This window comes from Burkholderia sp. Ac-20379 (genome assembly GCF_017104645.1).
Lineage (GTDB): Bacteria > Pseudomonadota > Gammaproteobacteria > Burkholderiales > Burkholderiaceae > Burkholderia.
Map to the genome: position 1 here is coordinate 25,357 of NZ_JAAGPF010000030.1, position 14,691 is coordinate 40,047.

12 protein-coding genes are annotated in these 14,691 nt (G+C 67.3%); 5 read left to right on the forward strand and 7 right to left on the reverse strand.

What is annotated here, in order from left to right:
- Positions 1-12: 12 nt before the first annotated feature.
- From G3N92_RS06540 to G3N92_RS06555, 4 genes are all read right to left on the reverse strand, one after another.
- The gene (locus G3N92_RS06540; RefSeq protein WP_206126644.1) at positions 13-1,425 is read right to left on the reverse strand and encodes an aspartate ammonia-lyase; all 1,413 of its coding nucleotides are present in this window, start codon (positions 1,423-1,425) and stop codon (positions 13-15) included.
- On the reverse strand, positions 1,418-2,401 hold the full coding sequence (locus tag G3N92_RS06545) for a LysR family transcriptional regulator (RefSeq protein WP_206126645.1): 984 nt from the start codon (positions 2,399-2,401) through the stop codon (positions 1,418-1,420). The genes G3N92_RS06540 and G3N92_RS06545 overlap by 8 nt, the downstream gene beginning before the upstream one ends.
- A gap of 48 nt (positions 2,402-2,449) precedes the next feature.
- Complete coding sequence (locus G3N92_RS06550) at positions 2,450-3,826, reverse strand: MFS transporter (protein WP_206126646.1); 1,377 nt, start codon at positions 3,824-3,826, stop codon at positions 2,450-2,452.
- Positions 3,827-3,995: 169 nt separating this feature from the next.
- The gene (locus tag G3N92_RS06555; protein ID WP_206126647.1) at positions 3,996-4,901 is read right to left on the reverse strand and encodes a DMT family transporter; all 906 of its coding nucleotides are present in this window, start codon (positions 4,899-4,901) and stop codon (positions 3,996-3,998) included.
- Positions 4,902-5,331: 430 nt separating this feature from the next.
- Between G3N92_RS06555 and G3N92_RS06560 the strand changes: the two genes are divergently transcribed.
- From G3N92_RS06560 to G3N92_RS06575, 4 genes are all read left to right on the forward strand, one after another.
- Positions 5,332-6,288, forward strand: coding sequence for an ABC transporter ATP-binding protein (locus G3N92_RS06560; RefSeq protein ID WP_206126648.1), 957 nt, complete (start codon positions 5,332-5,334; stop codon positions 6,286-6,288).
- 15 nt (positions 6,289-6,303) lie between these two features.
- Complete coding sequence (locus G3N92_RS06565; RefSeq protein ID WP_206126649.1) at positions 6,304-7,068, forward strand: ABC transporter permease; 765 nt, start codon at positions 6,304-6,306, stop codon at positions 7,066-7,068.
- 186 nt (positions 7,069-7,254) lie between these two features.
- Positions 7,255-8,325 (forward strand): beta-propeller fold lactonase family protein, encoded by a 1,071-nt coding sequence (locus G3N92_RS06570; protein ID WP_206126650.1) that lies wholly within the window; start codon positions 7,255-7,257, stop codon positions 8,323-8,325.
- 382 nt (positions 8,326-8,707) lie between these two features.
- Complete coding sequence (locus G3N92_RS06575; RefSeq protein WP_206126651.1) at positions 8,708-10,621, forward strand: SMP-30/gluconolaconase/LRE-like region family protein; 1,914 nt, start codon at positions 8,708-8,710, stop codon at positions 10,619-10,621.
- A gap of 21 nt (positions 10,622-10,642) precedes the next feature.
- Here G3N92_RS06575 and G3N92_RS06580 read toward each other — a convergent pair whose 3' ends face one another.
- Positions 10,643-11,617 carry a threo-3-hydroxy-L-aspartate ammonia-lyase gene (locus tag G3N92_RS06580; protein ID WP_206126652.1) on the reverse strand — a complete coding sequence of 325 codons (975 nt, stop codon included), beginning with the start codon at positions 11,615-11,617 and terminating at the stop codon, positions 10,643-10,645.
- A 166-nt stretch (positions 11,618-11,783) separates the two neighbouring features.
- Here G3N92_RS06580 and G3N92_RS06585 point away from each other — a divergent pair, with 166 nt between their 5' ends.
- Positions 11,784-12,914 carry a DSD1 family PLP-dependent enzyme gene (locus tag G3N92_RS06585; protein ID WP_206126653.1) on the forward strand — a complete coding sequence of 377 codons (1,131 nt, stop codon included), beginning with the start codon at positions 11,784-11,786 and terminating at the stop codon, positions 12,912-12,914.
- Between the two features lie 31 nt (positions 12,915-12,945).
- Here G3N92_RS06585 and G3N92_RS06590 read toward each other — a convergent pair whose 3' ends face one another.
- Both G3N92_RS06590 and G3N92_RS35470 read right to left on the reverse strand, forming a co-directional pair.
- Positions 12,946-13,926: an ornithine cyclodeaminase family protein gene (locus G3N92_RS06590; protein WP_206126654.1), complete on the reverse strand. Its 981-nt coding sequence runs from the start codon at positions 13,924-13,926 to the stop codon at positions 12,946-12,948.
- A 673-nt stretch (positions 13,927-14,599) separates the two neighbouring features.
- Positions 14,600-14,691: IS3 family transposase (locus G3N92_RS35470; protein ID WP_339385770.1), on the reverse strand; the 92-nt coding region annotated here is incomplete at its 5' end.

A 14,691-nucleotide genomic window follows, 5' to 3' on the forward strand; every position in this document is an offset into this window, starting at 1 on the left:
CAGGGTGCCATCTTACGCATCGAACACCGGATGCGACGCCGCGTCGATTTCCTTCAGCGTGTCCTGTTGCGACAGCAGCCCCGTTTCTTCCAGGATGCCGACCAGCGGCCGCCCTTCCGCCACCGATTGACGCGCGAGCTTGCTGACGCGCGCATAGCCGATCTTCGGCACCAGCGCGGTGGCCACCGCCATCGAATCCAGCAAGTGCCGCTCATTGCGCGCCGCGTCGGCCTGAATGCCGTTCACGCACTTTTGCGCGAAGCGCGCGATGCCGTTGGTCAGCAGTGCGATGCTGTCGAACACGCGCGAGGCCACCACGGGCTCGAAGTGGTTGATCTCGAGTTCGCCGTATTGCACGGCCTGCGCCACCGCCACGTCGTTGCCGACCACGGCGAAGCTCAACTGGATCATCGCCATCGGCAGCACCGGGTTCACCTTGCCCGGCATGATCGACGAGCCGGCCTGCGCTTCGGGCAGGCGCAATTCGCCGAGCCCGCCGACGGGGCCGGAGGACAGCACCGTCAGGTCGGAGGCGATCTTCGCCAGCGAGACGGCGCAGGTGCGCAGCTCGGCCGACACGCGCGAGAACACGTCCATGTTCTGCATCGCGTCGAACGAATTGGCCGGCGCCTCGTAGTTCACGCCCGTCACGTCGCGCAAATGCGCATACGCGGCGGCGCGATAGCCGGCCGGCGCGCCGAAGCCGGTGCCGATCGCGGTGCCGCCGAGCGGCAGCGTACGCAGCTTGTCGCGCACGGCGGCCAGTTCGTCGGCCAGGCGATGCGTCAGCGCCGCATAGCCGCCGAACACCTGACCGAGCCGCATCGGTTGGGCATCCTGAAGACAAGTGCGGCCCAGATGCAGGATGTCGGCGAACTCGGCCGCCTTCGCGTCGAACAGCGCAGCGAGTTGCGTCACTTCGCCGATCAGCGGCGCGAACATCGCGTAGGTGGCGATCTTCAGCGCGGCCGGATACGCATCGTTGGTCGATTGCGAGCGGTTGACGTGATCGTTCGGATGCACGACCTCGTAGCTGCCGGCCGGGTGCCCGAGAATCTGCTGGGCGCGGTTGGCGATCACTTCGTTGAAGTTCATGTTGGTGGAGGTGCCGCCCGAGCCTTCCATCAGATCGACCACCAGCGACGCGTCGAAGCGGCCCTCGATCACTTCCCGGCACGCCTGGACGATCGCGTCGCATTGCGCCGCGCCGATCACGCCGTTGTCGCGATTGGCCAGCGCGGCGGCCCACTTCACTTGTGCGAACGCATCGCGGAACGCCGGATAGTGGGCGATGCTCAGCGGCGACACGGTCAGGTTGTCGACGCCGCGCACGGTGTTGACGCCATACAGCCGGCCGCCGGGAATCGTCACGTCGCCCACGTAATCGCGCTCGATGCGTTGTCCGGCCTGGTTCTGCTCACTCATAAGATGCCCTGTTTCCTAAGCTGATCAGTTGTTCGATCTTTCCGCCGACGGCTTTCACCCTCGGCAGGAACGACGTCTCGATCACGCCGTGCGCGGTATCGCAGGCGTCGTCGAAAAATGCGTTGTACTCGTCGCGGCGCGCCACCAGATACAGCGAGCGCGCCAATTCCAGTTTCTCCACCACATGCACGGCGACGTTCGGCGCATGCGTGATGCCTTGCAGCAGGCACATCGGCGAGGTGATCGCCCAGCCGATGCCTTCGGCCACCATCGAGGTCAGCGCGTCGGCGTTGTCGAGTTCGAGCCGGTTCGGCAACCGCACGTCGATGCGGCGCAGATAGCGGTCGATCTGGATGCCCACCTGCGACGAGCGGTTGAAGCGCACGATCGGCAGGTGCGTGCCCAGCTCGCGCAACTCGTCGAGGCTGCGCACCGGCTGGCGAAAATCCTTCGGCGTGATGACGAAGTAGCGCTCGGAAAACAGCCGGTAGCGCACCACGTCGTTCGCGTCGATCAGCGGATCGCTGGTCACGATCAGGTCGAGATCGCGCCGCAGCAGCGCCTCGCCCTGCTGCGGGCTCAGGCCGGTGCGGATCGACAGTTGCGACACCTTGCCGAGCAGCGCCTTCGTGAACACCGAGCCGCAGGTCGAGGCGAACGAATCCACCAGGCCGATCCGCAAATCCGGCTTGATGCCGCGCCCGGCCTCGAGCACCTGCGCCTTGAGATTCGCGATCTCCTCGCTGAGCACCGCGCCGCGGTTGCGCAGCGCGATGCCGAACGGCGTCAGCGTGAGCGGCCGCGTGGTGCGGTTCACGAGCACCACACCGAGCGCCTCCTCCAGTTGCCGGACGATCTGCGACACGCCCGATTGCGACATGCCCATGCGCGCCGCGGCGGCCGACATGCTGCCCTCCTCGGCCACGGCGACGAACACCTGCACGGCATGCATATCGATCGGTTTGTTCGGCAACATCTCGGTTCCTGGTGGAGGGGCCTGCGCGGCACGCGTTCGCGTTGCGCGTCAGGCTCGGGTTCGAGGGGCGCGCGCCCCGGCATGCGTATCGTGCGCCGCCGCGGCAGCCGCCGGTTCGTCGGCCGTCATGTCGGCGAGGTTGTCGCGGCCGGTTTCGGGCGCCAGCTTGTGACAGAACACGCCGCCGAACAGCAGCACGGCCACGCAGGCGCCGAGCGCCGCGTGCACGCCCACGTGCTGCACCGCGAGCGGCAGCAGGAACGTGCTGATCGCCGAACCGAAGCGGCTCGATGCGACGGCGAGGCCCACGCCGGAGGCACGCAGATGGGTGGGGAACAATTCGGGCGGATAGACGAATTCGAGGTTCGCGGCTGCCGACAGCACGCAGGCGAACAGTCCGAACGCGAGCATCGTGCCGACCGGCCCGAAATTGCCGTAGGCGAGCACCGCCAGGCCCAGCGCCGCCAGATAGAACGTGCCGATCAGGAATTGACGGCGCGAGATCCGGTCGATCAGCAGCAGGCCGATCACCGCGCCCGCGAAGATCAGCACGTTGTAGACGAGGCCGCCGAGGAACTTGTCCTTCACGTGCAGCGCTTCGAGCACCTTCGGCGCGAAGGTGCCGAGTGCGAAATAGGGAATCACCTGGCACGCGTAGAACACGCAACCCACCAGCGTGTTGCGGCGCCAGCGCGGCGAGAACAGCTCGGCCCACGCGCCGCCATGCTGCTGCGGCGCGGCGGCCGGCTCGGGCAGCATCACGTTCGGCCCGAAGCGCCGCGCGATGATGGCGCGCGCTTCGTCGCCCCGGCCGCGCTTCATGAGCCACATCGGCGATTCCGGCACGATCAGGCGAAACGGCAGGATCAGCAAGGCGGGCACGCCGCTCGCGGCCAGCATGATGCGCCACGCGTCCGGCCCGATGTCCTTCATCGCGAAGCCGGCCAGATACGCGCCCACGTAACCGGCGGCCCAGGCCGCAGCAAGCACGCTGAGCAGGCGGCCGCGATAGCGGCGCGGCGAATATTCGGTCACCAGCGATTTGCTGACCACGTAATCGGCGCCCAGGATCAGGCCGAGAATCACGCGCAGCACCAGCAATTGCGTGGGCGAGGTCACGAAATATTGCGCGGCGGACACCACCGCGAACAGCAGCATGTCGTAGGCGAAGATCGTACGGCGTCCGTAGCGATCCGCGATCGGCCCGGCCAGCATGCTGCCGAAGAACAGCCCGGCCAGCGAGGCCGCGCCGAGCAGCCCCATCCACACCGCATCGAGATGCAGCGGGCCGGCCGCCATGCTGACGGCAATGCCGATGATGCCGAGCACAAAGCCGTCGCTGAATTGCCCACCTGTTCCGCTGAAGGCCACCCCCACATGAAAGGGGCGCAGCGGCAGGTCTTCAAGTAATTGTCTGTTCACCATCGTCTCCGGTCTCCAAGGCGGCGTGCATCGGCCATGTCTGGCGATGCGCCGTGGAAACGAGTGTAGGGCGACAGGTTCAGGAAAACAGCATAGGTAAGCTGAGTATCAGGAATTCTAATGGTGTGGCACGGATGCCGTGATGATGCCCGCCAGGCCGCTCAAGCCAGCCTCACAGCGCCGGCCCTTCCGGCGGCTCCTCGCGAATCGCCACCGCGATCGAGCCGCCGACGATCAGCCCGATCCCCAGCGCCGACAGGAACGGCACAGTCTCGCCCCACACCAGATAGCCGAAGATCGTCGCCCAGATGATGCTGGTGTACGAATACGGCGCCAGCACGGCGGCGTCCGCGCCGCGCACGGCGATCGTGTAGAGCAATTGGCCGGCGGTGGCGAACAGCCCGAGCAGCGCCATCACCAGCAGATCGCCGAACGACGGCGCGCGCCATGCCAGCAGCAGCGAGAGGCCCGTCGCCACCGTGCCGAACACGGTGAAGAACAGCACGGTCATGCTCGAATCGTCGCTGGCGCGGATGCGCCGGATCTGGATCATCGAGAACGCGCCGCATAGGGCGCTGCCGAGCAGCAGCGCCGCGCCGAGCGCGCTCGACTGCGCACCTTGCGGACGCACCACCAGCAGCACGCCGATGAACCCCGCCACCGCCGCCACGATGCTGCGGCGCTGCAACGTCTCGCGCAGCACGATGGGCGCGAGCACGATCACGAACAGCGCTTCCGAATAGACTATCGCCACCGCCTCGCTGAGCGGCAGATGCGGCAGGCCCGCGAAGAACAGCCCCGATGCGCCGAGCAGCGTCAGCGCACGCAGCGTCTGGCCGCGCAGATCGAGCGTGCGCAGCCGCGCCAGCACCGGCGGCCGGCCGCGCCCGAGGCACATCGCGATAGCCGGGATCAGCCCGAACGCCATGCGGAAGAACGTCACCTCGTTGGCCGGATAGCGCAACGCCACGGCCTTGCCGAGCGCGTCGACGAGCGCGAAGCAGAACATCGACAACAGGATCAGCAGGATGCTGCGCGAAAGCGGGGATTGTCGGGCGAACCAGGAACGCACGCGCATGGGGGCCTTGCAATGAAGAACGGGAGACGAATCGATTTGGGGGAAGCCCGCCGATGATACCGAAGGCCGTTCGCGCGGGCGATGCGCGGCGTTGGCGCGGCCCTTGCCGATCGCCTCGTGCGCGCGCCGCGCCCGAGCGCAACGCTGCGTTCCCGAAACGGCCGTTATCGAAGGCGGGCAGCCGTGCATCCGAGCGATTTCAAGAACAAAACAATGAAATACGCATGCATTGTTCGCCGAATCGCATCAACGCGGCGATCATTTCGCCCGTCCGGGCGTGCCGCTGACGCCGCCGGCCGGCGTCGCTATCCTGTCACGCACATATCGATAGCGCGATTGATAACATAGCGTTCCCGTCACCGGCCGGCCCGGTGCCGCGCGGCCATCCAGCCCGCGCGCGCACCGGCCGCCGCACCGCACCGATTCGACCGTGAGCCAAGAACCGATACTGACCGTTTCCCATCTGTCGAAAACCTACGCGTCCGGCTTCAAGTCGCTCGACGACGTCAACCTGTCGATCCGCCCCGGCGAGATCTTCGCCCTGCTCGGCCCGAACGGCGCGGGCAAGACCACGCTGATCAGCGCCATCTGCGGCATCGTCACGCCGACCGAAGGCAGCGTCAGCGTGGGCGGCCACGACATCCGCACGCACTACCGCGCCGCACGCGAAATCATCGGCCTCGTGCCGCAGGAGCTGACCACCGATTCGTTCGAATCGGTGTGGGCGACGGTTTCGTTCAGCCGCGGCCTGTTCGGCAAGGCCCCGAACCCGGCGCACATCGAGAAGGTGCTGAAGGCGCTGTCGCTGTGGGACAAGCGCGACAACAAGATCCTCACGCTGTCGGGCGGCATGAAGCGCCGCGTGCTGATCGCCAAGGCGCTCTCGCACGAGCCGCGCCTGCTGTTCCTCGACGAGCCGACCGCCGGCGTGGACGTCGAGCTGCGCCGCGACATGTGGAAGCTCGTCGGCCAGTTGCGCGCCGAAGGCGTGACGATCGTGCTGACCACCCACTACATCGAGGAAGCCGAGGAGATGGCCGACCGCATCGGCATCATCAACGGCGGCAAGATCGTGCTGGTCGAGGAAAAGACCGAACTGATGCGCCAGCTCGGCAAGAAGCAGCTCACGCTGCAGCTCGATACGCCGCTCGACGCGATTCCCGAAGCGCTGGCCGGCTTCCGCCTCGAGCTCGCCAAGCAGGGCGCCGAACTCGTCTACACCTACGAGGTGGAGCGCGATCAGGCGATCGCCACGCTGCTGGCCGCGCTCGCGCAGTCCGGCATCCGCTTCCGCGATCTGCAAACCTCGCAAAGCTCGCTCGAGGAAATCTTCGTGAGCCTGATCGACGGCGGCCGCGCCGCGTCGCCCACGCCCGCCTCCGCCTGACCGACAGGACCCCGAATGATCAATCTGCACGCAATTCGCGCGATCTACCGCGCGGAAATGGCCCGTACCCTGCGCACCCTGACCCAGAGCATCATCGCGCCGGTGATTTCCACATCGCTCTATTTCGTGGTGTTCGGCTCCGCGATCGGCTCGCGAATCAGCGCCGTGAACGGCATCAGCTACGGCTCGTTCATCGTGCCGGGCCTCGTGATGCTGTCGCTGCTCTCGCAGAGCATCTCGAACGCCTCGTTCGGCATCTACTTCCCGCGCTTCACCGGCACGATCTACGAGGTGCTGTCCGCGCCAGTGTCGTACTGGGAAATCGTGACCGCCTATGTGGGTGCGGCCGCAACCAAATCGGTGATCCTCGGCGTGATCATCCTGATCACGGCCAGCCTGTTCGTGCCGATGCACATCCTGCATCCGGTCTGGATGGTGCTGTTCCTGCTCCTCACGTCGATCACGTTCAGCCTGTTCGGCTTCGTGATCGGGATCTGGGCCGACGGCTTCGAGAAGCTCTCGCTGGTGCCGATGCTGATCGTCACGCCGCTGACCTTCCTCGGCGGCAGCTTCTATTCGGTGGACATGCTGCCGCCGTTCTGGCGCGTCGTCTCGCTGTTCAACCCGATCGTGTATCTGGTCAGCGGCTTTCGCTGGGCGTTCTTCGGCATGGCCGACGTGCACGTGGGCATCAGCCTGGCGATGACGCTGGGGTTCCTGGTGGCGCTGCTGTTCGTGGTGTCGTGGATCTTCCGGACCGGCTACCGGCTGAAGAAGTAAGCGCGGAAACACCGAGCGCACCGCGGCCATCGCGCGCCGCGGTGCGTTTTCCAATGACTCGGCGTTTACACCGAGTTCCGCCGCCGCACGATTGCACGGCCCTTTCGCCCGGTTGTATGATGACGTAACACTTGCGGCGGCGCTCAACCGCCCGCGTCTCCCTCCACGTCCCGACCCGATCCCCCGATGACCACTCCGCTGTCCCCCACCCACGTCGTGACCGTCTCGAACGCCGAGGACGGCGACCTCGGCATCTATCATCTCGACGCCGCGCAGGCCCGCCTGGCCGCCGTCGCGCGCACGCCGGCCGGCACCGTGGTGATGCCGCAGGCGCCCACGCGCGACGGCAAGCAGTTGTTCGTCGCCACGCGCGGCGCGCAGCCGAGCATCGTCGGCTACGACATCGGCGCGGACGGCACGCTCACGCAACGCTTCGCCACGCCGATCGACGCGAGCCTCGCCTACCTGACGGTGGATCGCGACGCGCGCCTGCTGTTCGGCGCGTCGTACGGCGGCAACCGCCTGTTCGTGTTCGACGCGCGCCGGCTCGAAAGCGGCGACGGCGCGCCGCTGCAATTCATCGATCACATCAAGAACGCGCATTCGATCATTCTCTCGGACGACGACCGCTACGCCTACGCCGCCTCGCTCGGCTCGGACCGCGTGCTGTTCTACGGCATCGCGCGCGCCGGCAACGAAGCGGCGCTGATCGCGCGCGGCGAGCTGGCCACGCCGGCCGGCTTCGGCCCGCGCCACCTGCGCCTCGCGCCGGACGGCGCGACGCTCTACGTGATCGGCGAATTCCACGGCACCGTGCTGGCCGTGCCGCGCGATCCCGTCACGGGCGAGCTGGGCGAGCCGGTGGTGTCGGATCTCGCGCCGAGCATCGCGCATCTCGGCCACGGCGCGCCGCGCCCGCCCGCGCCCACCAGCCCGGTGATCTGGGCCGCCGATCTGGCGGTCACGCCCGACAACCGCTTCGTGTTCGCCACCGAGCGCACCGCGAACCGCCTGATCACGTTCCGTGTGGGCGAGAACCGCGCGCTGCACTACGCGAGCTGCATCGAAACCGAGCCGCAGCCGCGCGGCATTCGCCTCTCGCCGGACGGCGCGCTGCTCGCGGCCAGCGGCGAGCTGTCCGATTCGATCTCGCTGTATCGCGTCGATCCGGCCACGGGCGCGCTCACGCAAGCCGACCGCATCGCCTGCGGCAAGGGCGCGAACTGGATCGAGATCCTGCCGCTGCAAGCGGACTGAACACGCGGCCATCGTTCCTCGGCAAGCGCCCGCTCGCGGCGCTTGCGCTGCCCCCCGTCACCCCCGCCCTGCTTCGTGATCCGAAACAATTACCGCATGCCGTTGCCATCCGAGAAACGGAGCACGGCATGGCCTCGATCCCCGTGGCAGGGGCATGACAGCGCGACAACCATTCCGTCGCACGACGGCGACACTCGCGCACCACGCGCGTGAATCGCCGCCAGCGGAATATTTTTCCGATTTCTCTGTGCTATCTGTTTGAAACAAGCGGGCCGCTCACGCGCGGCCCGTGCGCGCGGATCTCCGCGCGTCGTCCGGCGTGCGGCCGGCGGCTGCGTCACCGCCGCCCGCGCCGGTTTCAACTTAGTCAGGAGAACTCGATATGGTCATGCAACGCATGCGCGCCGTCATCGTCACCGTCTGCCTCGCCGCCTTGACGCCCGCGGCCCTCGCGCAGACCTCGACGGACTGGATCGCCAACACCTACGGCACGATCGCCTCGCACGTCGGCAACGGCGCGCGCTCGATGTGGGTCGCGCCCGAAGGCACGATCTACACCGCGTCGTTCTGGGACGAGAACGCCGGCGGCGTGGGCGTCTATCAGAACGGCAAGACGCTCGGCTCGATCGGAACCCATGCCGAATTTCAGGGCGGTGCGATCACCGGCAACGCCACCTCGATCTTCACGCCGCTGCAAGGCGCCAAGCTGACCGGCACGGTGGCGCGCTACAACCGCGCGACGGGGCTGCGCGATCTGGCGATCAAGGTCAGCGTGTGGGACAACCTCACCAAGGTCGACGTGATCACCGGCCTCGCCACGGCCGGCACGCTGCTGTATGCGAGCGACTACTTCAGCAACCGCGTGCGCGTGTTCACCACCGACGGCGTCTGGCAGCGCGACATCCCGATCGCCACGCCCGGCGCGCTCACGCTCGATGCGGCGGGCAACCTGTGGGTCGCGCAGAAGAACAGCGGCACGGTCGTCGAGATCGGCCCCACGGGCACGCAGCTCAACACGATCCAGATCGGCGCGAGCGCGCGGCCGTCGGCGCTTTACTACGACGCGCCGAGCGGCCAGCTGATGGTGGGCGACAGTGGCCCCGACATGAACATCAAGCGGTATGCGATCGCGGGCCAGCCTGCGCTGGCGGGCACCTTCGGTGTGACGGGCGGCTATCTCGACGCCACCACCGGCATCAAGGGGCAGGTGGGCGCGCAGCGCTTCACGCGCGTGGTGGGCATCGGCCGCGATGCGGCCGGCGTGCTGTACGTGCTGAACAACCCGTGGGGCGGCGGCTGGGATCTCGGCCGCAACGGCACGACCGATCTGCAGGCCTACGACGGCAGTGGCAACCTCGCGTGGGCACTGCAGGCGCTGAACTTCGAGGCGGTGGCCGCGCCCGACCCCGTCACCGACGGCGCGCTGTTCTACAGCGGCATGAACATCTATTCGGGCAGCGCGGGCGGCCAGTTCGTCGCGAACACGGTCGATCCGTTCAGCTATCCGAACGATCCGCGGCTGTCGATGACGGATTATCAGCGCGGCCAGCATTTCGGCCAGCTCGCGAGCGTGGGCGGCAACCGGATCCTGGTCGCCACCGGCCAGAACCCCGACATCTACAATTTCTATCACTTCAACCCGGCCGCGAGCGGCTACATCGCGATTCCGGACGGCTCGCTGCCCGGCGCGCTGTTCGGCACCAACGCGATCGTCACGGGCGGCTTTTCGATCGACGAGAACGGCGACGTGTGGGCCGGCATGTCCGGTTCGAGCCAGGTCACGCACTACCCGTTCGCGGGCTTCGACGCGAGCGGCAAGCCGTCGTGGCGCGCGGGCGTGGCGATGCCGGTGCCGGGCACCGTCAAGCCGATCACGCGCGTGATCTATCAGGCGCCCACCGACACGATGGTGCTGGCGCAAGGCATTGCGGGAAGCTGGGACTGGACGGCCATGAACGGCCATCTGGAGGTGTATCACGGCTGGCTCGCCGGCAACCGCACGCCGAACCCGGTGATCGACCTGAGCAGCCCGAACCCGAAGACGATCGCGGTGGCCGGGCGCTACCTGTTCGTCGGCTACGTGCACACGGTGCCGAACATCGACGTGTTCGACCTGAGCACCGGCAGCCTCGTCACCACGCTGGTCAATACTAATTCGACGGCGATGGATGTCGGCAACGACGTCGATTCGATGTTCGGCCTGCGCGCCTATCTGCGCTCCACCGGCGAATACGTGATCACCAAGGACAACTACAACGGCTCCAGCATCGTGGTGTATCGCTGGACGCCGCAGTAGAGAACGGGAATCAAACCGGCATCAGCCGGCGGCGGCCGTCAGCGCGGCAAACTTCTCGAGGTCGACGTTGCCGCCGCTGATGATCACGCCCACGCGCTTGCCGGCGAGGCGATCCTTCATCTGGCGCACGGCCGCGAAGCCGAGGCAGCCGGTCGGCTCGACCAGCATCTTCATGCGCGACGCGAAGAAGCGCATGCCGTCCACCAGCTCGGCGTCGCTGGCCGTGAGGATGGCGGTGACGTCGCGGCGCAGGATCGGGAACGTCAGTTGTCCGAGATATTGGGTTTGCGCGCCGTCGGCGATCGTCTTCGGCGTGTCGATGCGCACGATGTGGCCGGCCGCCAGCGATTGCTGGGCGTCGTTGCCGGCTTCCGGCTCCACGCCGTAGATCGCGGCGCCCGGCGACAGCTCGCGCGTGGCCAGCGCCGTACCCGACAGCAGCCCGCCGCCGCCGAGCGGCGCGAACACCGCGTCGAGCGGGCCGGTTTCGGCGATCAGCTCGGCCGCCGCGGTGCCCTGCCCCGCGATCACGTCGGCGTGATCGTACGGCGGGATCAGCGTCAGCCCTTCCTTCTCGGCCAGATCGCGGCCAATCTGCTCGCGGTCGTCGCGGTAGCGATCGTAGATCACCACGCGGCCGCCGTAGCCGCGCGTGGCCGCCACCTTCGCCTCCGGCGCGTCGTGCGGCATGACGATGGTGGCCGGCATGCCGAGCAGCCGCGCCGACAGCGCGATCGCCTGCGCATGGTTGCCCGACGAGAACGCCACCACGCCCGCCTTGCGCTGCGCGTCACTGAACTTCGACAGCGCGTTGAACGCGCCGCGGAACTTGAACGCGCCCATGCGCTGGAAGTTCTCGCATTTGAAGAACACCTGCGCACCCAGCGCTTCGTCCACCGTGCGCGAGGTCAGCACGGGCGTGCGATGGGCGAAGCCCGCGATGCGGGAAGCGGCGGCGGCGACGTCGGCGTAGGTCGGGAGATTCGGCTGGCTCATCGATGGCTCACTGGAGATGGAGGCAAGGAACGGGGACGGAGACGGAGAATCGGTCTTGACTGATTTCGAGACATTGTGTCCAATTCAATACATTCTGTCAATTTGACTCGACCGGCGCGCGCTGCCTCGCGGGGTGTTGGCGCCGGCCCTTTCAGGATCCGTCACGATGCGACTCGATACACTCCCCACCCCGTCGGCCCTGATCGACGTTCCGCGCATGACGCGCAACATCGCGCGCATGCAGCAGCGCCTCGACGCGCTCGGCGTGCGGTTCCGGCCGCACGTGAAGACCACCAAGTGCGAGCCGGTGGTGCGCGCGCAGATCGAGGCCGGCGCGCGCGGCATCACCGTTTCCACGTTGAAGGAAGCCGAGCAGTTCTTCGCGCAGGGCATCGACGACATCGTCTACGCCGTCGGCATGGCCGCCGCCAAGCTGCCGCAGGCGCTCGCGCTGCGCCAGCGCGGCTGCGACCTCAAGCTGGTGGCCGACAGCCTCGCGTCGGCCACCGCGATCGCCGCGTTCGGCCGCGAGCACGGCGCCGTGTTCGAGGTGTGGATCGAGATCGACGTGGACGGCCACCGCTCCGGCCTCAAGCCCGGCGACGCCGCGCTGATCGAGGTGGGCCGCGCGCTCGTGGCGGGCGGCGCGACGCTCGGCGGCGTGATCGCCCACGCCGGCTCGAGCTACGACTACAGCACGCAGGCCGACCTGGTGCGGATCGCCGAACAGGAGCGCGCCGGCGCCGTGCAGGCGGCCGACCGGCTGCGCGCCGCGGGGCTGCCATGCCCGGTGGTCAGCATCGGCTCGACGCCCACCGCGCTGTCGGCCGAACGACTCGACGGCGTAACCGAGGTGCGCGCGGGCGTGTACGTGCTGTTCGATCTGGTCATGCACAACGTGGGCGTGTGCCGCGCCGACGAGATCGCGCTGAGCGTGCTGACCACCGTGATCGGGCATCAGGAGGACAAGGGCTGGGCGATCGTCGACGCGGGCTGGATGGCGATGAGCCGCGACCGCGGCACGCAGCGCCAGGCGCACGATTTCGGCTACGGGCAGGTGTGCGACGAGCACGGCGCACCGCTCGACGGCTACCTGCTCGGCAGTGCGAACCAGGAGCACGGCATCGTTTCGCGCAGCGGCGAGCCCGATCTCGACATCGCCGCGCGGTTGCCGGTCGGCACGCGGCTGCGGATCCTGCCGAATCATGCCTGTGCGACCGGGGCGCAGCATCCCGAATATCAGGCGATCGGCGACGATGGGCCGCTGGCCGTGTGGCCGCGGTTTTACGGCTGGTAAGCGATTCCGGCGGCGGGCGGCGCCGGCCGCCTTACCAGGGCCATGCCACGCGCGTGCCCACGCCGACTGCCTTGGCGCGCTCGACCAGCATCCGCGCCACGGTCAGATCCTGCAGCGCCAATCCCGTCATGTCGAACACCGTGATGTCCTCGCGCGCCCGCACGAACGAGGCCGGTGCGGCCAGCAGTTCGCCCAGTTCGACGCATTCCTGCTCCGGCGCCCACTGCGCCTCGCCGATCCGGCGCGCCTGCTCGCGGTCGTCCACCACGAGCCGCGTTCGAGCGAGCAGGCCATCGGGCAATTCGCGCTTGCCCTGCGTGTCGGCGCCTACCGCGTTGATGTGCGTGCCCGGCTGCACGGCGCTCGCGTCGAACAGCACGCGGCCGCCCGGCGTGGCGGTGATGACGATGTCCGCGTCGGCCACGGCCGCATTGGCGTCGGTGGCGGGCGAGATCGCGCAACGCGTGCGAAACGGCGCTTCGAACGCGTCGTTGGCCGCGCCGGCTGTGCGGTCCGAGCCGATGTAATGCACCGTCGTGATCGACGGCAGCATTCGCAGTGCGAAATCCAGTTGGATGCGGGCTTGTACGCCGGTGCCGAACACGCAGACGCGTTGGCTGTCGGGCCTCGCCAGTGCGCGCAGGCCGAGGCCGCCGGCCGCGCCGGTGCGCAGCGTGGTGATCGCGTTGCCGTCGATCACGCAGCGCGGCCGGCCCGTGGCCGGATCGATCAGCATCACGGTGGCCTGATGCGGCTCGCCGCCCTGCTCGCGGTTCGCGGGCCAGAAACCGGCGGCCTTGAAGCCGAGCAACGCCTCTCCCGCGACGTCGCCTGCCTTGATGCCGAATACGCCGCCGGTCGATAGAGGCTCGCGGATTACCGGGAATACGCGGCCCGCGGCGCGATGGTGCAGGTCGAATGCGTCGGAAACGGCGGTTAGGACGTGGTCGGGTTGGAGCAGGGTTTCGACGGTGGTTTTGTCCAGGAGGAGCAGTTCGGCGTCGGATCGCATGGGCGGGGGCCTTTGGCGGGGTTGGGCGTCATGCAGTATTGTACATTTTTTCTAGTTGTTTACGTTTGATCTAAAAATTGGTGGGAGGTTGTCTGGCGTTGGGGTATTGCGACTTGCGTCGTGTTTTTGCGACGGGGAGGCGAAGCTGCTGCGATAGGCCTATGTATAGCCGACAGGGCTTGCTTCGCTGCTTTGATGGCAGCTTCCGGCCATAAGCGGTCGGTCGCGGTCGACGTCCAACTGAGTGATAATCCTGTATCACAACGGTGTTAGGAGCCTTATGGGCGTGAAAACCAAAATCATGCTCGTGATATCGGTGACGATCTTCGTGAGTTGCGTCGCCATCGGTGTCTCGACATTCAAATGGCAAGGAATCGACTTGAGTCATGCATCTCGTGGCTCGATTAGCGCGCACGCGCCCTGAGTTCCGCGTGCATATCGATCTATCGACGTCAGAGATCTGAAGGCGGAGGCCGGCCATGACCAGTCAGTCGATGGGCGTGCCCGACAGCGGCCGCTCGGCGTCGCTCACCATCTCAAGCAGCCGGTCAACGGGTGAAGGTTGACTACCCGAAGCCGGTCATTCAGTACCTCGACTGGACTGCCCAGGGAATGCTAGACGCTGCCGGCCTATGATTTGGACTGCCCAGAGCACACTAGACACGCCTGACCCTCACGCCGCGGCTTGTTCAAAGGCCTCGGGACTCAGGCCGCCAAGATGACTATGGCGACGGGTTCGATTGTAAAAGACCTCGATGTAGTCGA